At 54.0% G+C, this 19,227-nt stretch carries 17 protein-coding genes and 2 pseudogenes; 13 read left to right on the top strand and 6 right to left on the bottom strand.

Translation table 11 applies throughout. The features are described from left to right. Positions 1 to 25 precede the first annotated feature (25 nt). The 11 genes and pseudogenes from R50912_RS31270 (at position 26) to R50912_RS31220 (ending at position 9,100) form a co-directional block, all read left to right on the top strand. Positions 26 to 910: a sensor histidine kinase gene (locus tag R50912_RS31270; RefSeq protein WP_042240576.1), complete on the top strand. Its 885-nt coding sequence runs from the start codon at positions 26 to 28 to the stop codon at positions 908 to 910. 34 nt (positions 911 to 944) lie between these two features. Continuing rightward, entirely contained in the window at positions 945 to 1,667 is a 723-nt protein-coding gene (locus R50912_RS31265) for a LytR/AlgR family response regulator transcription factor (protein ID WP_042240573.1), read from the top strand. Positions 1,668 to 1,808: 141 nt separating this feature from the next. After that, complete coding sequence (locus R50912_RS31260) at positions 1,809 to 2,291, top strand: MarR family winged helix-turn-helix transcriptional regulator (RefSeq protein WP_042240572.1); 483 nt, start codon at positions 1,809 to 1,811, stop codon at positions 2,289 to 2,291. A 200-nt stretch (positions 2,292 to 2,491) separates the two neighbouring features. Then, on the top strand, positions 2,492 to 2,893 hold the full coding sequence (locus tag R50912_RS31255; protein ID WP_042240568.1) for a DoxX family protein: 402 nt from the start codon (positions 2,492 to 2,494) through the stop codon (positions 2,891 to 2,893). Between the two features lie 127 nt (positions 2,894 to 3,020). Beyond that, positions 3,021 to 3,971 carry a ring-cleaving dioxygenase gene (locus tag R50912_RS31250; RefSeq protein ID WP_042240565.1) on the top strand — a complete coding sequence of 317 codons (951 nt, stop codon included), beginning with the start codon at positions 3,021 to 3,023 and terminating at the stop codon, positions 3,969 to 3,971. A 2-nt stretch (positions 3,972 to 3,973) separates the two neighbouring features. Next, positions 3,974 to 4,591, top strand: a complete 618-nt coding sequence (locus R50912_RS31245; protein ID WP_197073140.1) for an alpha/beta hydrolase — start codon at positions 3,974 to 3,976, stop codon at positions 4,589 to 4,591. Between the two features lie 256 nt (positions 4,592 to 4,847). After that, a complete protein-coding gene (locus tag R50912_RS31240) occupies positions 4,848 to 6,077 on the top strand; it encodes a multidrug effflux MFS transporter (RefSeq protein WP_042240560.1) in 1,230 nt (409 codons plus the stop codon). After that, a complete protein-coding gene (locus tag R50912_RS31235) occupies positions 6,074 to 6,940 on the top strand; it encodes a DMT family transporter (protein ID WP_042240557.1) in 867 nt (288 codons plus the stop codon). The genes R50912_RS31240 and R50912_RS31235 overlap by 4 nt, the downstream gene beginning before the upstream one ends. 89 nt (positions 6,941 to 7,029) lie before the next feature. After that, the gene (locus R50912_RS31230; RefSeq protein WP_042240553.1) at positions 7,030 to 7,389 is read left to right on the top strand and encodes a FlxA-like family protein; all 360 of its coding nucleotides are present in this window, start codon (positions 7,030 to 7,032) and stop codon (positions 7,387 to 7,389) included. Between the two features lie 253 nt (positions 7,390 to 7,642). After that, positions 7,643 to 8,020: pseudogene (locus R50912_RS31225) on the top strand (phosphatidylglycerol lysyltransferase domain-containing protein); the annotation flags it as partial. Positions 8,021 to 8,236: 216 nt separating this feature from the next. After that, positions 8,237 to 9,100: a nitroreductase family protein gene (locus R50912_RS31220; RefSeq protein WP_042240547.1), complete on the top strand. Its 864-nt coding sequence runs from the start codon at positions 8,237 to 8,239 to the stop codon at positions 9,098 to 9,100. On the opposite strand, the gene R50912_RS33735 is transcribed toward R50912_RS31220, so the two are convergent. Continuing rightward, a complete protein-coding gene (locus tag R50912_RS33735) occupies positions 9,093 to 10,835 on the bottom strand; it encodes an ATP-binding cassette domain-containing protein (protein WP_052416785.1) in 1,743 nt (580 codons plus the stop codon). The genes R50912_RS31220 and R50912_RS33735 overlap by 8 nt on opposite strands. Then, complete coding sequence (locus R50912_RS31210; RefSeq protein WP_042240543.1) at positions 10,832 to 11,650, bottom strand: energy-coupling factor ABC transporter ATP-binding protein; 819 nt, start codon at positions 11,648 to 11,650, stop codon at positions 10,832 to 10,834. Before R50912_RS31210 ends, R50912_RS33735 begins: the two co-directional genes overlap by 4 nt. An 87-nt stretch (positions 11,651 to 11,737) precedes the next feature. Between R50912_RS31210 and R50912_RS31205 the strand changes: the two genes are divergently transcribed. Next, on the top strand, positions 11,738 to 12,376 hold the full coding sequence (locus R50912_RS31205; protein ID WP_231637745.1) for a biotin transporter BioY: 639 nt from the start codon (positions 11,738 to 11,740) through the stop codon (positions 12,374 to 12,376). A 970-nt stretch (positions 12,377 to 13,346) separates the two neighbouring features. On the opposite strand, the gene R50912_RS31200 is transcribed toward R50912_RS31205, so the two are convergent. Together R50912_RS31200 and R50912_RS31195 are read right to left on the bottom strand one after the other, a co-directional pair. Then, entirely contained in the window at positions 13,347 to 14,831 is a 1,485-nt protein-coding gene (locus tag R50912_RS31200) for an alpha-amylase (protein ID WP_042240536.1), read from the bottom strand. A gap of 99 nt (positions 14,832 to 14,930) precedes the next feature. After that, on the bottom strand, positions 14,931 to 15,776 hold the full coding sequence (locus tag R50912_RS31195; protein ID WP_042240532.1) for a DUF72 domain-containing protein: 846 nt from the start codon (positions 15,774 to 15,776) through the stop codon (positions 14,931 to 14,933). Between the two features lie 271 nt (positions 15,777 to 16,047). On the opposite strand from R50912_RS31195, the gene R50912_RS31190 reads away from it, so the two are divergent. Beyond that, the gene (locus R50912_RS31190; RefSeq protein WP_042240529.1) at positions 16,048 to 16,902 is read left to right on the top strand and encodes an MBL fold metallo-hydrolase; all 855 of its coding nucleotides are present in this window, start codon (positions 16,048 to 16,050) and stop codon (positions 16,900 to 16,902) included. A gap of 22 nt (positions 16,903 to 16,924) precedes the next feature. On the opposite strand, the pseudogene R50912_RS36125 reads toward R50912_RS31190, so the two are convergent. Together R50912_RS36125 and R50912_RS31180 are read right to left on the bottom strand one after the other, a co-directional pair. Beyond that, positions 16,925 to 17,113 (bottom strand): annotated as a pseudogene (locus R50912_RS36125) (hypothetical protein); the annotation flags it as partial. Positions 17,114 to 17,310: 197 nt separating this feature from the next. Continuing rightward, on the bottom strand, positions 17,311 to 18,903 hold the full coding sequence (locus R50912_RS31180) for a histidine kinase N-terminal 7TM domain-containing diguanylate cyclase (protein WP_042240527.1): 1,593 nt from the start codon (positions 18,901 to 18,903) through the stop codon (positions 17,311 to 17,313). Positions 18,904 to 19,227: the final 324 nt, after the last annotated feature.

The raw sequence follows: 19,227 nt of genomic DNA, 5'->3' as shown, positions 1-19,227 counted from the left end.
GACGGGGAAGGAGGCGTAATAATCCATGATGTATATTGTTGTTCTGCTCACGGTAATGCTTGCGGTGCTTATGTTTCGCCTCTTTTCGTTGAAAAGGCAAATACGCAATGTCACTAAACAGATGGTTGAACTGTCATCCGGGACTATTGAAAAGAAGTTGAATATTTCATTAATAGATAAGAATTTGAATGTGCTCACTGCAGAAATAAACAAGAACCTGACGAAGCAGCGTGAGCTCCGTATTAACATGGCACGAAGCGGCAATCATCTGAAAGAATCCATAGCTAACATCTCCCATGACCTGCGCACACCGCTGACCTCGATGATTGGCTACCTCCAGCTGTTGCAAAAAGGGGCTATAACACCAGAGCAGCGTGAGCAAATAGGAATTGTTTTGCGCAAGGGCCATCATCTGCAGACATTAATTAAATCATTTTATGAACTGGCTGTATTGGATTCAGAAGAAATTCAGCCGAAGTTCAAGAATGTGAATTACTCTAATGTGATTATGGATAGCGTTGTGGAGAACGCCGCCATGTTTGAAGAGCGGGGGCTGCATCCGCAGATAACGCTCCCGGAAGATAGCGTGTTTGTCTGGACGGATGAGGATATGCTGCGGCGTATCCTACAGAACTTGCTTGATAATGCAGCAAAGTATGCCACAGGCGAGATCATGATCACCCTGCTGAAGAATAGTAAGACAGAATTGATGATGACGAATACGATATCAAGTCCGAAAGAGGTTGATCCGGCACGGCTGTTCGACCGCTTCTATACTTCAGATGTATCGCGAAGTGTAGGGAGCACAGGGCTAGGATTGTCGATCGTCAAAATTCTAATTGATAAAATACGCGGAACGATCAGTGCCGAGTTATCTGGAGACCACCTACAGATCAAAATTGTATTGTGAAGGTCTCATAGAAAAATGTATGGAGATGACATAGATGCTTAAGATAGGAATATGTGAGGATGAACAAAACGTCCTTAATCAAATTAGCTGTTGTATTCAAGAAGCTTTAAACAATGAAATAGAATACAGCATCAAGGAATACAATTTCGGAATGGCCATGCTAAAGGACAGAGAAATTCTTGATCTGGTGATTCTAGATTTAGATATGTCGGGCATGAACGGATATGAGCTGGCACAGGAAATCCGGGAGCTTGATACAGAAGTGAAGATAGTATTTATAACCAATTACTCAATCTACAAAGATTATGCGTTCTCAGTTCATGCTTTTGGCTATCTGGTTAAACCGGTTAATCGTGATATTCTTTCTGCTATACTCCGAGATACCGTTAAGTACATTTCGCCGAGAAAAAAAGACACACAACAGGTTAAATTTTTGTTCAAGGAAGGTGTGAAGTCGTTTCACCTCAAGGAAATATTATACTTTGAGTATATGAACCGTGACATACATCTACAGACACTAAGGGATAAAGAATACATAATCCATAAAGAAAAGATATCTAATATTTCGAAGAAAATGAGTCTATATGATTTTGTGGTTCCGCATAAGAGTTTTGTAATTAATCTGAACTATGTTAATTATGTAAAGGGGTACAATATCTATATTACGAACGGGGATATTATTCCGTTGTCACAGAGTAATTCTACAGCTTTTAGAAAGAAGCTGGATATTTTTCTCCAGAAGCAAGTAAATGAGTAAAGGGGGCGTTTCTATACGTAATGGGGTCTAAATTTTTGTACACCCTATACTGTTGACAGATTCTACAGCATGCTGTATATTTATCTTAACTTAAAGATAATTAACTTAAAGATAAACGCGAACACGAAGGAGGTGCACATTATGAGCGGAACTAATGACACAACAAACACAGCAGGTACAGCAGCTGAAGGAAGCATCGATCAGGAGCAGGCGGCATCACTGAAATTATTCGTTGTTCTGTCCAAGGCTTACAAGAGCCTGATGGATCAGGCGGTGAAGGATATGAAGAGCCACGGGCTGGCATCGGCGGAGTTCATGGTGCTGGAAGTCCTGTATCATAGAACGCGGATTCCACTGCAGCAGATTGGCGAGAAGATTCTGGTCACCAGCGGGAGCATCACCTACAACATCGATAAGCTGGAGAAGCGCGGACTTCTGAAGCGCGTTCCATGCGAGGACGACCGCCGTGTAACTTATGCCGAGATTACGGAAGCGGGGCGCGAGCTGTTCGATGATATTTTTCCCCGTCATGTCAGTTCCATACACAGCCTGATGGGCGGGCTGGACAGTGAAGAGAAGGCTCAAGCCACTCAGCTGCTGAAGAAGCTGGGCAAGGGTGTATAGAAGATGGACCGCGCAGCAAGTTGAAGAACTGGCCGGAGCCCAATAGATGACAGTCAGCTTTAGCAGCGGGATGAGGCATTGATGATCAAGCTAAGTCCCCGGATGCGGGCAAATTATATATAGATCAGCAGGACCCAAAATTTTTACCTAATATCTTAACGTTAAGATAATTAAAATCGAGAGAATGGAGAGTGTTTAAAATGGTTAGTGTAGGTTTATTGTTGATGAGATTGGTAATTGGTGTAGCGTTTATCGGGCATGGTGCACAGAAGCTGTTCGGTTGGTTCGGCGGCTACGGCCCCAAAAGTACAGGCGGCTGGATGGAGTCGATCGGCATTAAGCCCGGCGTACGCATGGCGGTGCTGGCAGGACTGATGGAGCTGGTCGGAGGACTGCTGTTCACACTAGGTCTGCTGACCCCGGTGGCTGCTGTGCTGATTGCCGCAACCATGCTTGGCGCGATTGTCAAAGTCCATGCTCCTAACGGGTTCTGGTCTACGGCTAACGGGATCGAGTTTCCATTGACGGTGCTGGTGGTGGCGGTCGGGGTGGCCCTGGCGGGTCCGGGTTCGATTTCACTTGATGCACTATTCTTTAAATAATAGCCGGTTCGCCAGGCAGCCTGCTCCACAGACAGCGGGCGGCTGCCCAAGGCGGACGTCAAGATAGCATCCTCATTTTACGAAAAAACAGATTGTACAACACACCCAATTTCAGGAGGTAATAATCATGACTATGCAAACTGCAGGAATTCATCATATCACCGCTTTTGTAGGAGACGCTCAGCGCAACGCTGATTTCTATGCCGGAATTCTCGGACTGCGACTTGTCAAAAAAACCATCAACTTCGACGCACCCGACGTCTATCATCTCTACTTCGGCAATGAGCAGGGTGCACCGGGCACCATTATTACCTTCTTCCCCTGGTCTACCGGACGCAAGGGCAGAATTGGCGGCGGTCAGGTGGGCGTAACCACTTATGCTGTGCCGGCAGGCTCCATCGGGTTCTGGGAGCAGCGGCTGGCCGCTTATCAGATTCCGGTTACCAAAGTAAGCCGGATCGGCGAGTCTTATCTCTCCTTCGCGGACTACGACGGTTTGCGGATTGAGCTGGTGGAACGTGAAGAGGGTTCCTTGAGCACTTGGTCCTTCGCCGGAGTACCCGTAGAACATGCGATCAAAGGCTTCGGAGGTGCTGTTCTCTACAGCGCTGCCCCGGACAAAACAGCAGACACTCTCTCCCGTACGCTGGGAATGGAGCGGACTGCTGAAGGTGACGGCTACATCCGGTACAGAGCTGCCGGTGATATCGGGAATATTATCGATCTGAAGTCTACTCCGGTTCCGCAGGGGGCTGGCGGCACAGGTACCGTCCACCACATCGCCTGGCGCGCCAAAGATGATGCCGAGCAGCTGGAATGGGGCCGCCGCGTACAGAGCCACGGCTATCAGCCGACTCCGGTGCAGGACCGCCAGTACTTCAATGCCATCTACTTCCGTGAAGAAGGTGGAATCCTGTTCGAGATTGCGACCGATCCTCCCGGCTTTGCCCGTGATGAAGCACCGGACGCGCTGGGACAGAAGCTGATGCTTCCGGCATGGTTTGAGCCGCAGCGTGCGGTGATAGAACAGAACTTAAGCCCATTTGAAATCCGCGAAATCGGGGTGAAGCAGAAATGAATATGACGCATGTATTCCATCAAGGTACGGATGTAACTCAGCCGACGCTGGTATTATTCCACGGCACAGGCGGCAACGAGCATGACCTGCTGCCGCTGGCCGGGCTGTTGGCTCCCGGCGCCTCGGTACTGGGCATCCGCGGGAATGTACTCGAGAATGGCATGCCGCGCTTTTTCCGGCGGTTGGCTGAAGGGATTTTCGACGAGGAGGATTTGATCTTCCGCACCCATGAGGTGAAGCAATTCCTGGATGAGGCTGCAGCGAAGTACGGATTCGATGCCGGCAATCTGGTTGCAGTGGGTTACTCCAACGGTGCGAACATCGCCGGCAGCCTGCTCTTCCATTACGGAGGCCTCTTCCGCGCGGCAGTGCTGCTGCATCCGATGGTTCCGCTGCGCGGCCTTGCAATCCCGTCGCTGCAGGGGGTTCCGGTCTTTATCGGGGCAGGAACCAATGATCCGATCATCCGCTCTGAAGAGACACGTGAGCTGGAATCCCTGCTGAGCGGCGCGGGAGCCGAGGTCACCTCGCACTGGGGCAATCAGGGACACCGCCTGAGCGCCGCCGAGGCTGAAGCGGCCAGGGATTGGCTGGCCGGTCTCACAGCTTCCGGAGAATAAATATAATAGTATGTGCACCGCCTGCGGGGGCTGCTGATCAGTGACATAATCGGCTGGCCGGCTCCTGCAGGCGGTTATTTGCGATATAAAGGTATAGGCCCGATACATTTGCTCCCCTTCTATTCCCCGTTAATGCATAAAAGCATTGAACTTTCAGGCTGTGATCGGGTAGTATGAAGAATAAAAAACGGACCTGAGCAAAAACGGATTTGCTGTCTTTTAAAGGGGTGCCAAGAGAAAGGTTGCGTCACTATTCATGATTAAGCAAAATCATATTTCAGGCCTGGCGGAGGGTGGGCCGTCCAAGAAACAGCGGCTGCAGCTTGCAGTCATTCTGGGGGCTATCGCCACGATTGGCCCCCTGTCCATTGATATGTATCTGCCGGCTCTGCCTGCACTAAGCGTCCATTTCACCACCAGTCCGGCCATGGTGCAGCTCAGCCTGACCTTCTTCCTGCTGGGGCTGGCCTCGGGCCAGCTGGTGGCCGGACCGCTCAGCGATGTCCATGGACGCCGTGTTCCGCTCTTTATCGGTATGGTGATTTACGCGGTATCTTCACTGCTCTGTGCGTTCAGTCCTTCAATCGGGCTGCTGGTGTTTCTGCGGTTCATCCAGGGGCTGGCCGGCTCGGTAGGTGTGGTTATCTCCCGGGCGGCGGTCCGCGATATGTACAGCGGCTCGGAATTAACCAAGTTCTTCTCGCTGCTGATGATTGTCAACGGGCTGGGGCCGATCTTTGCTCCTGTCATCGGGGGACAGCTGCTGAGAGTAACCACCTGGCAGGGTGTGTTTATAGTCTTGTTTGTGTTCGGACTGCTTTTTGCGGCCATTATTTTGCTGCGCCTGCCGGAGACATTGCCCAAAGAACGCCGAATCAAAAGCGGGCTCAAAGGGACCCTGCTCACCTTCCGTATCCTGCTCGGCAATGCCAAGTTTATGGGCTATGCCCTCTCCCAGGGCTTCGTTACAGCGGCTATGTTCGCCTACATTTCCGGTTCTTCCTTCGTATTGCAGATTATTTATGGGGTATCCCCGCAAATGTACAGCCTGATCTTCGCAGTTAACGGGCTCGGCATTATTATCTCCGGGCAGATTGCCGGCCGGTTGTCCGCAAGAGTAGGGGAGCGCAAGCTGCTGATTAGCGGCCTTCTGCTCTGTACTTTCGGCGGTGTCCTGCTGCTGGTTACCCTCCTTGCCGGAGGCGGGCTGCTGCCGATTCTGGTCTGCCTGTTCGCCGTGGTCTCCAGTGTGGGTCTGGTGAGTACAACCAGCTTCTCACTTGCCATGCAGGATCAGGGGGAAACGGCAGGCAGTGCCTCTGCACTCCTGGGTCTGCTTCCCTTGCTGCTGGGCAGCTGTGCGGCTCCGTTAGTCGGACTTGGCGGCAGTGATTCTGCATTGCCGATGGCGCTGGTCATCGCAGGCGCAGGAATTCTGTCCATTTTATCTTACCTGCTGCTCTGCAAAAGGGCGGACAAGCCATGAGCCGCAAGGATCTCACCACCCTGCTGCTGCTTGCCTTTGCCTGGGGAGCTTCCTTCCTGTTCATGCGGATCGCCTCTCCCGAATTGGGGCCGGTCTTCACGACCGAGCTGCGTGTTACGCTTGCCGGAGCAGCCCTGCTGCTCTATGCGTTAGTGACCCGGCGCAAGATGGGCATCCTGAAGCACTGGAAGCAGTTCCTGCTGCTCGGTGCCATTAATGCCGCGCTTCCGTTCACCCTGATCTGCATGGCTGAGCTGCATCTGAGTGCTTCGCTGGCGGCAATCCTTAATGCCACGACCCCGATGTTTGCGGCCCTGGCCGCCTGGGGAACCCGGCAGGAGAAGCCCGGCCTGGCCAAGTCGGCCGGCCTGGTCATTGGTCTAATTGGCGTAGCTGTTCTGGTCGGCTGGAGTCCGGTACCGCTCACAAGTACAGTTCTCTTGTCAGTGGGGTACTCGCTCTGCGCCGCATTGTGCTATGCATTCGGAGGATTGTATGCTTCACGTGTGGGTTCCGGCCTCACGCCGCTGGCGCTTGCTGCCGGACAACAGCTGGGTGCAAGCGTGGTGCTGCTGCCGCTGGCGGTGATTTTTGCCCCGGATCATCTGCCCTCGGCCGCTGCTGTATACTCCGTACTAGGTTTGTCGCTGATTTGTACCTCGGTGGCTTACCTGCTGTACTTCCGCCTGATCGCGAGCATCGGTCCGGTCAAGACCGTCAGCGTCACATTTCTCGTGCCTGTATTCGGCCTGATGTGGGGAGCCATCTTCCTGCATGAGCCGGTCTATGCCAATACCCTTGCCGGACTGGTTATCATCCTGCTGAGCGTAACACTGGTTAACCGGAAGCTGCGCAGGTCTTAGGACAACAGACATTCAGCAAACTTTCAGCGCATTTTAACGTTCTTCTGGGGTGAGAGGGCTATATTGAAGAGGTGAAGGGAGGGATAGGCATGAATATTTCATCCGTATCCGCATCAACGTCCACCTCGTATTCGTCCTCCAGTGCAACGGACACAGCCGCGCTAGAGAAGCAAAAGGCAAAGCTGGAAGCTGATCTTGAGAAGGTAAGTTCAAGTAAAGACGACGAGAAGACCAAAGAAACCAAGACCAAACAGCTTGAGCAGCAGATCAAGCAGATCGAAGCGCAAATTGCCCAAAAGTCACAGGGGACAAGCAGCTCCTCTTCGGCCGGAAGTGCAGCTGTACCGCCAGAGAAACCTGCTGACAGCAGTAAGCTGATGGCGGCATCTGCGCAGGAAATTGCGACGGCAACTACAGATCGCGAAGGTAGATTTGACATTCGGGTATAACCCCGGCTAACCAGCATGCCTGAGAAGAGGACCGCAATTGCCAGGGTGCAACAAGAAATAGGCATCCGGACTGATCGCAGTCCGGGTGTCTATTTTTTGTATCCCATTATTTTGTATCCCAGGATCAATCAACCTTCGGTTTTCCGCTGAAACTCAAGCTATTCCTCTGGTTATTGCTACTCTGCAGTGATTTGCACTTTGCCGGCTGTCTAACTCTGGTGAACATACAACCGTTATACGGGTCATCTGCTGCTACGGACACAAGTCCGTGTCCATTGATCTCATGCGCCACCGCAAGGATACCCCAAACGGGATTATGGAGTACGTATTCCTGTGTCTGCTGGAGTGGGCGAAGTCGCGGGGGTTCCGCAGCTTTCATCTGGGTCATGCCCCACTGCCTGGTGCCGGCAGGAATACCGGAGCGCTGCGCGAGGAGAAGGTGGCCCGCCTGGTCTTTGAACGCGGCGGGCACTGGTACGGATTCTCCGGCCTGCGGCGGTATAAGGAGCAATTCGGGCCGCAGTGGGAGCCGCGGTATCTGGCCTATCCTGCATCGCTTACCCTGTACCCTTTAACCCTCGATCTGGTGAGACTGGTTTCGCGCCATCCGGGTCCGGAGGATAAGGAATAAGAGCTGGACGATTCTCCTGAAATGGAGGATACTAATTTTACCAGCAACCGGACTGCAGAACAGGCAACTATAGAGTATAGATCATTTCGGGAGGGCTCCTGTTCTTAGCGGAGCCCTCTTTCTTGGGCTTGAAGCTGTAACAAGGAGGCTAAGTCAGCCAGTAAGGACAGGGCAGGGCAAGCCAGGGTTGCGGGATAATTTGAGGAGGCGGCTGTTATGGGGAATGCAGTAATGGAAATTATGGAGAAACGCAAGTCTGTGCGGACTTATGAAACCACACCAATTGATACAGCAGCCCATGCCTCCATTATGGAGTATCTGGATAAGGAAGAGAATTTGCGCGGTCCTTTTGGCGGGATATCAGGGATTGAATGGATCTGGGCCAAAGGCGGGGCGGGGGAAGGCAAGGGCATGAAGCTGGGCGCTTACGGGATCATTGTGAATCCGCAGGCTTATCTGGTAGGCTCCGTGCGTAACGGGAAGCTGGAACTGCTGGAGTTCGGATATACCTTCCAGAAGCTGATTCTTTTTGCGACCGGGCTGGGTCTTGGAACCTGCTGGATTGGTGGAACCTTTAACCGCAAATCCTTTACGCGTGAGCTGGAGCTTGCCGAAGGGGAGATTATTCCCTGCATTACGCCGCTAGGCTACGCGCGGGAGAAGCAGCGCCTGCTGGATACCACGATGCGGTATGTGGTCAGAGCCGACAATAAGAAGCCTTGGCAGGAGCTCTTCTGTGACGGTGATTTCAGCAAACGGCTGACACCGGAAGCCGCGGGGAAGCTGGCCGTCCCCATCGAGATGGTCCGGATCGGCCCGTCAGCCTCCAACAAGCAGCCCTGGAGACTTGTCTTGTCTCCAGACCGGCAGCAGTTACATTTCTACTTGGAGCATACGCCTAATTACAGCGGCAATAAGCTCGGGTTCCAGATGCAGCGGATTGATATCGGCATTGCCGCCTGCAATTTCGAACTGGCCTGCCGGGAGCTGGATATCCCAGGCACCTGGACCATTAATGATCCAGGTATAGAAGCCGGAAGTCCGAATACGGAATACATGCTCAGCTATACACTTAGCTGATCCGGGCAACCCACCACAGCAGGCCCGCTGCCGTCAGGATACATAGCGCAACCAATGTATCGCGCTTGTTCCAGGCCAGCTGATAGACAGGAGTCCGCTGCTTGGCGGGATCATACCCGCGTGATTCAACGGCTGTAGCCAGCTCGTCGCCCATGCCCAGGACAAGGATCAGCAGGGGCACGATGATCAGGGCAATCTGACGCGGGGACCAGCGCGCCAGTCCGCGGGCCCGTCTGCCGCGCGAGCTCAGCGCCAGCTGCAGCTGTGTCAGCTTGCCGAGAATCCAGGGCACGAACTGCAGCGTCACGGACACAGCCAGCGACCAGTTGCGGGTCCGGATTCCAAGATGTCTCAGCGGAGCAATTCCCCATTCCAGCCCTTCGCGCAGCGGAGTGCCGGTAGTGGTCTCCGTGAACAGGAACCCGAGGACGATCAGCAGCAGAAACCGCAGCACGCTGATTCCTCCGCGCTGAAGTCCGGCAGAACTGAAGCTGAGCGGACCCATGCTGAAGCCGGGTGAGTTCCAGCTGAGCCCGGACAGCAGCCAGAGGAACAGGAACATGAGGAGGAACGGGCGGAAGAAACGGAAGGCTCTCCGCCAGGAAATTCCGGCCGAAACCGTGAGTCCGGCCAGCAGGAATGCAGCCAGCAGCAGCGGGAGGAAGGTGTCCATCCCCAGCACGGTCAGTGATCCGGTAATCATCCCCAGCCATTTGACCCGGGGATCCAGTCCCTGCCAGCGTATCCGGCCAGGGGCTTGTTTGAATGATGTTGATGCAGATAACACCGTCTCTGCGACGATTTGCAGGGGAGGGGCACTCTGGTCCTGTGTCCCTTCACCGTGATCCCTCTGACGGTTATCCTGGCCGTCCGGCACAGGAGCTGCAGGGATGTTCGCCGGGGGGCTGACATCCTGCGGAACGGGCAGAGGCTGCTTATCCAGTCCGGCGAGCAGCTCCTCCAGATTGTCCGGCAATGCTTCAAGCCAGCCGCGTTCAACAAGCCTGCGGCCTATCGAGGCATAAGCCGGAGGCGTAAGTCCGGCACCTCTAAGCAGGCCGGGATCTGCTGTCAGTGCCGCAGCAGGGCCATCATAATGGACTGCGCCCTGCTTCATCACGATCACCCCGTCGGCAATCGGCAGAAAGCTGTCCAGATCATGTGTGCCGATGATCAGAGTCAGGCCGCTCTGCCGCAGCTCCTGCACCATTTCCAGCAGCGACTGTGCCGCCAGCGGGTCCAGTCCTGCGGTCGGCTCATCGAGAATGAGAAGCCCGGGCCGGGAGGCTATGGCTCCGGCAATGCAGACCCGCCGCTTCTCGCCTCCGCTAAGCAGGAAAGGGGAACGTTCGGCGAACACCTCATAAGGCAGCCCGGTGCGCGCGAGGGCGCTGCGGATGATGTCCGTCCGCTGTACCTTAGGCACGCCGCGCTGCGTCAGGCCGTATTCGATATCCTTATGGACGCTGTCCGCGAACAGCTGGGTCTCCGGCTGCTGGAATACCATAGCAACAGCCTCCCCGGCCTTGCGGTCCGCAGGCTTCGTATCCTCATGAATGATATTGCCGGATGCCGGCTGCTCCAGCCCGGCGAGCAGGCGCAGCAGAGTGGACTTGCCGCTTCCGTTAACTCCGCAGAGCACGGTCAGTGTGCCTGTGGAGATATTTAGGGAGATATCCTGCACGGCGTACTTGCCGTCGTAATGTAAGGAGAGATGCTCTGCCCGAATCCTCATAGCATCGCCTCCAGCTGCGGCTCGGTCAGCGGGAGCAGATGAAGCGGCCAGTTCTGTCTCTGCAGCAGTCTCCCGATGCGGACCACGGGCGATGGAGCCCATCCGAGCGCATCCGGCAGGCCGGAGGCGTAGAACAGGGTGCGCGGATCGCCGTCATAGAGCAGCCGGCCCTCGCCCATAACGGCAATGCGCGGGCTCTCGGCCAGTTCCTCCATCCGCTGCGTGACCCAGAGCACAGTTGTGCCGCTCCTCCACAACCGCCGGGCCAGCTCTAGAATATCCTGCCTTCCCACCGGGTCCAGCATGGAAGTGGCCTCATCGAAGATGATCATGCCGGCTTCCAGGGCAAGGCAGCAGCCGACAGCCAGGCGCTGGCGTTCTCCGCCGGATAGACTGGCGACATCTGCATCGGCTTTGTGGGCCAGTCCTACCTGCTGCAGAATATCATAGATTCGCGTAATCATCAGATTCCGGTCCAGTCCGCGGTTCTCCAGCCCGAAAGCGATGTCCTCAAAGGGCGTAGAGCCCACCGTCTGTGCTTCTGGATTCTGAAATACAAGCTGGACCTGCTGCTTCACGTCCGCGCGGTTCTGAGGCGAGCGCAGATCCAGCCCGGCGACGGACAGACTGCCTCCTGACGGGGGGATCAGCCCGTTGAAGGTGCGGACCAGCGATGTTTTACCGCAGCCGTTGGCTCCTGTGAGCGCAACCCATTCTCCCCGTCCAATATGGATACTAATCCCTTGCAGAACCGGGCGCCTGTGCTGGCCATCCCGTAAAGACAAGGTCAAATTATGCGCCCTGATCATCCTCATGCCCGCTTTCCTTACAGCTCTAGTCAACAATCGCTCCCCATTATAACAAAGATTTAAGGATTGATGTATCCGGAGGGGGATGATATAGTGATCCTAAAAAAGGGGGTACTCCCGGCAATGAAGAAATGGACGACCCGCGGCCTGATATTCAGTGCATTATTCGGCGCAGTAATGATTGCTCTGAGTTTTTTAAAGATCTCTCTGCCTTTTTCTACTGTACCTATTACTATGCAGACCCTGGCTGTCATGCTGGCCGGTTCTATTCTGGGAGCACGCTACGGCACCCTCGCCGTACTGATCGTGATCGGACTTGCTGCTGCGGGCTTCCCGGTGATGGGCGGAAGCGGCGGACTCGCGGTGCTGGTTGGCCCGACTGCTGGTTATATTTTCTCCTGGCCGTTCGTAGCCTGGCTGATCGGCTTCTTCGCCCAGCGTATTAAGCAGGATAAATATACTTTCGTGAAGCTGCTTGCGGCTAACTTTATATTTGGTGCGCTGCTTGTCTATCCTGGCGGCGTATGGTGGCTGGCCCACTCTACCGGCATGGACTCGCTCTCCAAGGCGTTAACTGCAGGCATGTGGCCGTTCATTCCGGGCGACTTGACCAAGGCAGTACTATGCTCTGCCGTAGTGACGGCTGTGTGGAAGGTGTATCCGATCGACCGTATTTTAAACAGTGATTCCGGTGTCTGGGCAGACGGGGAGAAGTCAACCGTCATTCGTTAGCCGCTGTGGCTGGTTGAGGCTGCTAATTGGCTGGCTGAGATGGCGAACGGCTGGCTGAGGGTGGCGAATAGCTGGCTGAGGTGGCGAATAGCTGGCTGAGGTGGCGAACGGCTGGCTGAGATGGCGAACAGCTGACTGAGGCTGGCGAACGGCTGGCTGAGGTGGCGAACAACTGGCTGAGGCTGGCGAACGGCTGGCTGAGATGGCGAACAGCTGACTGAGATGGCGAACAGCTGACTGAGGCTGGCGAACGGCTGGCTGAGGTGGTGAACGGCTGGATGAGGCTGGCTAATGGCTGGCTGCACGGAGCAAAGAGGCGATTTCGCTGCCGTATGGCAGGGAGTCGCCTCTTTTATTATTATTTAGAAAATTATGATGTCCGTCTGTAGTCGATAAAACGTGCAAGATGTCCTGGTTACGCTTCTTTGGAGCTTGGAGCCAATCCGCTTGAAGGACAAATTTGTTCTTATATCAGGAAACTTCACCGAATCCCCCGGGAGTCGGCAGCACGGTGAAATCAAAGGGATAAATCCCTCTAATCACACCCGGACGTTGACCAAAGGAGGAAATGAAGAGCAAAAGTGCCCCTGATTTCACCGAATGCGGGCAAAAGGAGGAAATGAGGGGCAAAAGTGCCCCTGATTTGGCCGGATGCGGGGCAAAAGGAGGAAATGAGGGGCAAAAGTGCCCCTGATTTGGCCGGATGCGGGGCAAAAGGAGGAAATGAGGGGCAAAAGTGCCCCTGATTTCACCGAATGCGGGCAAAAGGAGGAAATGAGGGGCAAAAGTGCCCCTGATTTGGCCGGATGCGGGGCAAAAGTGGGAATGAAGGGCAAAAGTGCCCCTGATTTCACCGCCTGTCCTCGTCACTCCCCGCCCGCCCAGCCTGTCCTCGTCTGCCCGCCCGCCGCCTGTCCTCGCCAGTCCATTGCCCGCCCCGGCTGTGCACCGCCCGCCAAGACTCCAATGCTCACTCTTTCACGCAGACGTCCTCCGGCTCCGGATCAGGCAGAGCCCAGACCGAGACGCTTCCGCCATTCACCGGGAATACCGCCCAGCCGTCTTCTCCGATGGTGACAGTCTCCTGGCGGTTGCCGGTCAGATCCTCCCATACTTCCCCGCCGCGCTCTTCGCCGGCGAGCATCCGCTTCTCTCCGTTGTCTCCGTTCGAGATCACTACGGCGCAGCCGGAGCCTTCGATCTCCGGGACGCCGCGCCGCACCCAGCCGATGGTGTTGGGATGGTCGAAATAATCATCCTGGTCGCCGTAGGCCTTATTGTAACGGGCGCAGAGCAGAGGATCGATGGCGTTTTTCTTGCCCTCCACCGGCGCCGGGCCGCCGATACCGTAATAATCGCCGTAGAAGACAACGGGGTATCCGTCCCTCCGCAGCAGAATCAGGGCATAGGCGCTCTGCTTGAACCAGTCGCCGACCCATGATTCCAGCGCCTCATGCGGCTGGGAGTCATGGTTGTCAACGAAGGTGACGGCATTGGCCGGATGCGTCTGGACCAGCGTATCGTCAAAGATATGTGTCAGATCGAAGTCCCTGCCCGCAAGCGCAGCCGAGTAGAGCTTATAATGCAGCGATACATCGAACAGATCGATCTGATAGTCAACAGTGTTCAGGAATTCGCGGCAGGCCTCCAGGTTGGAGTTCCAGAATTCGCCGACAATGTAGAAGTCTTCGCCGCGTTTCTTTTTCATCTCCGCCGCAAATTCTTTGATGAATTCATGGTTGATATGCTTAATAGCATCCAGGCGGTAGCCGCTGCACTGCAGGGTGTCCACCAGCCATTTGCCCCAGTTCAGCATTTCGTTCTTCACGTCTTCATTGCTGTAATCAATGTTGGCGAACATCAGATAGTCGTAATTGCCGAATTCGTCATCCACATTCTGATTCCAGCCTTTGTTCGTCCCATCGATCCGGAATACGCCGTTGCGGCTCGCCTTGGCATCGAAATCGGTGCCGTTGAAGTGGGTATGGTTCCATTTGAAGCTGGAGTACTCATCCCCGCGTCCCGGAAAATCAAACTTGGTCCAGCCTTCGATCTCAAACGGCTGGGAGATATCCTTATTGCGGTCGTTAGGATCGACCTCAATGACCTCAAACACTTCTGTCTCATCCGCCCCGGCCTTATGGTTCATGACCAGATCCACGTAAACCGCGATTCCGTTCTTCAGACATTCGGCAATCGCGTCGACCAGTTCCTGCTTGGTTCCGTATTTCGTGCGCACGGCACCCTTTTGATCAAATTCCCCCAAATCATATAGATCATAGACTCCATAACCGGTATCATCTGGAGAGACCGCCTTGGTTACGGGAGGGACCCATACGGAATCAATCCCCGCTGCCTTCAGGTCAGGGGCCATTTGGGCAAGGCGTTTCCAGTGTTCTCCGTCTGCGGCAACATGCCATTCAAAAAATTGCATCATGGTATGGTTTCTCTTCATTCCAGGTTAGCCTCCTTAAGGGTTGTGAAACGAATGGAACAATTCTTGGGTCTGTTGCTTCAGCAAGGAGTAGAAGAGATTTATGTAGACCTCCGAACCTCAGGTGAATAAATCCAGCTGGCGCGGGGCCAAACCGCCGTCAATCCCAAGCAGGGACTGCAGCTCCTGCGCATTGGGTGTAGCATCACCGGCGGAATTATTATTAAAGACTACGTAGATATCACGGCTGCTCTGCGTAAGTGTAAGCAGACGGTTCTTCCATTCCACCAGTTCCTCGGTGCTGTAACGGTACAGATATCGCAGCTTCCGCCAATCGGGATGACTGCTCTGATTCCAGCCACCGGTATTGCGGCCGTGCAGCCGTACATAGGTGATGTCTGGCGTAGTAGCGACCGGTACAATCGGGATCGAGCCTGAACCAGCCTGCGGCTCATCGGCTATGGTATGAATCCAGCCCTCCTGCTCCAGGAACTGCAAAGTTCTGCTGCGCAGCTCAGGACTGTACCAGGAATCGTTGCGGAATTCGATGGCGGAGGGCACATCCAGCATTCTTTCCTTAGCCTCACGCAGAAATTCCACATTGTCCTTGGTGCAGTCGAACCAGGGAGGGAACTGGAACAGCGTCATGGCCAGCTTGCCTGCCGAACGCACAGGGGCAATGGAGGTATGGAAGGCGCGGTACATCTCCTCCGGCGTATAGTAATAATTTTTTTTATCACGGAGATGTCCGGTCATCCCCTGGTAAGCCTTCACAATGAACTTGAACTGCTCCGGCGTCTGGTTAACCCACTTCACATAATTCTTGACCGGCTGCACAGCATAGAAAGAACTGTCGATCTCCACAATGGAGAAATAAGCGCTATATGCAGGAAGCCGGTCGGCAGGTTTGATTTTGCCGTACAGCTCCTCGTGGTCTCCGAAGCCGGTAAGCCCGATCTTAATCATAGAACGCCCTCCTTGTATCAGCCTGCTCTACGCCAGTTTCAACACTGGCTATCTCTTATTAAACTGAAAACCCGTCAAGGCAAACAAGGGCATTTGATTAAAAGCTGAAACTCAGGCAACATGAAGATAGAATTTGGAACAGAATACTGTGAATGAAAAACTGCTAATGGTGCTGTTATCACCAAAAGAGGAAGAGGATATACTCCGGCAGAATGCCTTTTATTCTGCTTACTCTACCCTTTAAGGTATAGCTATGGAAAGGAAGTTGTGTATGGAACATAAGTTTCAGGAGCTAAGTCCGCATATTCTTATCATGCATGCGGAGCATGACACGGACCGCCCGATCCTGGCGGCCGTCTCCGGCTCACGCCGGACACTGCTGATGGATGCGGGGAATTCCCCCGCCCATGCGGAGCTGTTCCGGGAAGAGCTGGCAAGAGGGGGCTGGCGTCAGCCGGATCTGCTGGCCTTGACGCACTGGCATTGGGACCACACCTTCGGAATGACAGCCTGGAACGTCCCTGTGATTGCGCATGAAGAAACGGCGCGGGTACTTAACCGGCTCGCAGGGCTGAGCGGAAGTGATGAAGAGCTGGAGCGCCTGGTGCAGGAGGGGACCATCAGTGAGGGGAGTGCAGAGCATATCCGCCTGGAATATGGCTCTCCGCGGGTAATTACCGTGTGTCCGCCTGATCTTATATTTAGCGGAAGCATTACTGTAGATCTGGGCGGAGTCACTTGTAAGCTAAACCATGTGGGCGGTGATCATTCAGCTGATTCCTGCGTCCTGCATGTTATAGAAGATAAAGTTCTCTTCCTGGGAGATGCTCTGGGACCCTCCGTATACGGCGGGCCGCGCCGCTACAGCAGTACGGGGTTCCTTAAGCTGCTGGGGCTTATCTCCGGCTATAAGGCGCACGTGCTTGTGGAGTCACATGGAGTGCCGATGACGGACCAGGAATTCCGCGCAGACATAGCCTCTTGGGAACGCCTTGCCCGGATTGTGGATGTCTTCGGGGATAACCGTGAACGGGTGCTGCTGGAGCTTAAGGCGTATCTTCAGCTGGAGGAGCTGCCATCGGGTTTATTGCGGAGCGTGGAATATTTCCTGGAGGGCGCAAGGTGATACTCCGCAGCCGAAGCCGAGACTAATCCCCAAAAGCAACCACTTGATTCAGCTTCTCCAAGTCATGCGGATTAAGCTTGAGTGTGGATACCGGCACGCCTGTGCCTCCGTAAATAAACGGGTAACGGAAAAGCCCTCTGTCCAGAATATAGGGCAGGGGAAGTACCATGGAAACATTGCCAACGGTAGAGCCGGTTATCTGCTCAACCTCTTTAGGCTTAGCGCTGTACGAATCTGTCTTTCATGATGGAGGATTTCAAACTCCACTTGCTTGGCCTCTAATATTTCTGTTAACTTATCCACGACATTCCATCCTCTCTGGTACCCAAAAAGAATTTCCTCAAAAATAACACTACCCCCGTGCTGAGGATTCTCTCCGGGCATGAGGGTAGTGTTATTGTTATGAATTTATACGGGTTTGAAATGCGTGATCGCAGAACCACTGGACAAGTGAACGGCATTGCGGCCGTTACGCTTGGAGGTGTAGAGCGCATGATCGGCTTCGGAGAGCAGCTCCTCCAGCGATATATTACTGCGGAAGGCTTCCACTACACCGAAGCTTGCCGTTACATTGATGGACCCGGACAGCGTGTAGAAAGCGCTGCGCTCGATATCCCCGCGGATTTGCTCTGAGATGACCGCCGCCTGCTTCAAGGGAGTATCCGGCAGACATAAGACGAATTCCTCGCCTCCATAACGTCCGAAGATATCCTTTTCCCGCACATGCCGGCTGCATATACCCACTACATGCTGCAATGCCATATCGCCATATTGGTGTCCGTAACGGTCATTGATGCTTTTGAAGAAATCGATATCCAGCAGAATGATCGAAAAGGGGGCGGAGCGTTCGGCCGCTTCCTCCAGCAAGCCCCGGCTCAGTTCCATGAAATGCGTCCTATTATAAATACCGGTAAGACTGTCGATGGTGGCCAGCTGCAGGAGCTTCTCCTGGAGCAGTGTCCGTTCAGTGACATCGATCAGCATAATCATCCGTCCGGCCAGATGCCCGTCATGCTTCTGCACCGGGGAGGAGCGAATCTGGTAATAACGGACATCCTCCCCCATATTCCAGACAAGCTCCTGCTCCTCGCTGTCCCCGGGATTGGAATTCATCACATAATCGACAGCTTCCTTGCCGGCGGGAAGGAACAGCTGTGCCAGCGGCCTGCCGATTGCGGAGGCATCGAGATCCTGCAGCATCCCGGCTGCGGCCCGGTTGTAATCGACAAGCTTGTCCGAGAGGTCCATGACCAGCACGCCGTCCCGCATGCTCTCGAACAGATTCTCGCGGGCAATGGGCGCGGCGGTAAGCATACCCCGGGAGAGAATAGCCCATATATACAGGGTGGACGTTACACTCATGATTACGGGCACGGGGTCCATTCCATACGGGGTCGCATCTATCAGGTAGAGGAATGCGCCCAGCGCAGGCAGAAACTGCCCGATGAAGATGATCACCATCTGCCGCAGGTAAGCCCGCTTCATCCGGTTCCAGCGCCAGAGAATAAGGCACATGCCGGCCAGCATGCAGCCGAAGGTCAGACTGCCTTGCACGATATACCAGGGCCCCATAACGATATCGATTAGCGGCGTAGGGGCACCTTCCCGGAAATGCATGGATTGATAGAACAGGTGATGGGACTCGTTGGTCCATACGAGCATAGTAGAGATCACGGGCACCGAATACAGGACGGTCAGCAGTTTTTTGGAAATCAGCCGCTCCAGACCTACGAAGTGCATAATCATCAGCAAACTGGAGGGGGCGATATAAGGCATACCGAGGTACTCCAGCTTAACCCACAACGCAATTTCCTGCATGGTGCTGCCGGAGAGTTCCAGCGCGAACCCGAAGGTATATATCGCCGAAGCAGCTGAGCTTACAATGAAAGCTTTTAGACCGGAGAAATCTGTCTTCCTATAATAGGCAAACAGCGCCAGCAATGCGCTCAGCACACCTGAGATTGAGACGATGACTATATAGTTGGAAATCATGGATTCCATGGGTAGCGCCTCCATGTGTAGGAATAGGCTTTGAACATTGGCTCAAGGTCTCCTCTATAAGAGTAGATATAGTTAAATGATATCACACAACTGCATAGATAACAGTTGGCAGGAATCCGGCAACAGAGGGTGAGAATACATACTAACTTTATCGGCACAATTCTAGATTATTAACAATACAAACGGGCTCCTGGACAAAATGACGGAATTTCTCAGAGTCCATTTTACGATTTGTCTAATGTGGGTCTGCAGAGCAAAGTGTAAGATGTTAGTTAATCGAACACGGAATAAGAAAAAAGGCGTTTTTTCAAAACATATGTGTTA

Source organism: Paenibacillus sp. FSL R5-0912 (assembly GCF_000758605.1).
In the GTDB taxonomy this organism is placed as follows: domain Bacteria; phylum Bacillota; class Bacilli; order Paenibacillales; family Paenibacillaceae; genus Paenibacillus_AQ.
Note: the sequence above shows the minus strand (reverse complement) of the source record. Positions and strands in the feature narration are given on the sequence as shown.

Excerpts from the sequence above, each read along its gene's own strand:
- R50912_RS31250 (WP_042240565.1), top strand. The coding sequence starts at position 3,021 with ATGACTATGCAAACTGCAGGAATTCATCATATCACCGCTTTTGTAGGA.
- R50912_RS31200 (WP_042240536.1), bottom strand. The coding sequence starts at position 14,831 with ATGAAGAGAAACCATACCATGATGCAATTTTTTGAATGGCATGTTGCC.
- R50912_RS31270 (WP_042240576.1), top strand. The coding sequence starts at position 26 with ATGATGTATATTGTTGTTCTGCTCACGGTAATGCTTGCGGTGCTTATG.
- R50912_RS31240 (WP_042240560.1), top strand. The coding sequence starts at position 4,848 with ATGATTAAGCAAAATCATATTTCAGGCCTGGCGGAGGGTGGGCCGTCC.
- R50912_RS31195 (WP_042240532.1), bottom strand. The coding sequence starts at position 15,776 with ATGATTAAGATCGGGCTTACCGGCTTCGGAGACCACGAGGAGCTGTAC.
- R50912_RS31235 (WP_042240557.1), top strand. The coding sequence starts at position 6,074 with ATGAGCCGCAAGGATCTCACCACCCTGCTGCTGCTTGCCTTTGCCTGG.
- R50912_RS33735 (WP_052416785.1), bottom strand. The coding sequence starts at position 10,835 with ATGAGGATTCGGGCAGAGCATCTCTCCTTACATTACGACGGCAAGTAC.
- R50912_RS31190 (WP_042240529.1), top strand. The coding sequence starts at position 16,048 with ATGGAACATAAGTTTCAGGAGCTAAGTCCGCATATTCTTATCATGCAT.
- R50912_RS31265 (WP_042240573.1), top strand. The coding sequence starts at position 945 with ATGCTTAAGATAGGAATATGTGAGGATGAACAAAACGTCCTTAATCAA.
- R50912_RS31180 (WP_042240527.1), bottom strand. The coding sequence starts at position 18,903 with ATGGAATCCATGATTTCCAACTATATAGTCATCGTCTCAATCTCAGGT.
- R50912_RS31230 (WP_042240553.1), top strand. The coding sequence starts at position 7,030 with ATGAATATTTCATCCGTATCCGCATCAACGTCCACCTCGTATTCGTCC.
- R50912_RS31245 (WP_197073140.1), top strand. The coding sequence starts at position 3,974 with ATGACGCATGTATTCCATCAAGGTACGGATGTAACTCAGCCGACGCTG.
- R50912_RS31220 (WP_042240547.1), top strand. The coding sequence starts at position 8,237 with ATGGGGAATGCAGTAATGGAAATTATGGAGAAACGCAAGTCTGTGCGG.
- R50912_RS31210 (WP_042240543.1), bottom strand. The coding sequence starts at position 11,650 with ATGAGGATGATCAGGGCGCATAATTTGACCTTGTCTTTACGGGATGGC.
- R50912_RS31255 (WP_042240568.1), top strand. The coding sequence starts at position 2,492 with ATGGTTAGTGTAGGTTTATTGTTGATGAGATTGGTAATTGGTGTAGCG.
- R50912_RS31260 (WP_042240572.1), top strand. The coding sequence starts at position 1,809 with ATGAGCGGAACTAATGACACAACAAACACAGCAGGTACAGCAGCTGAA.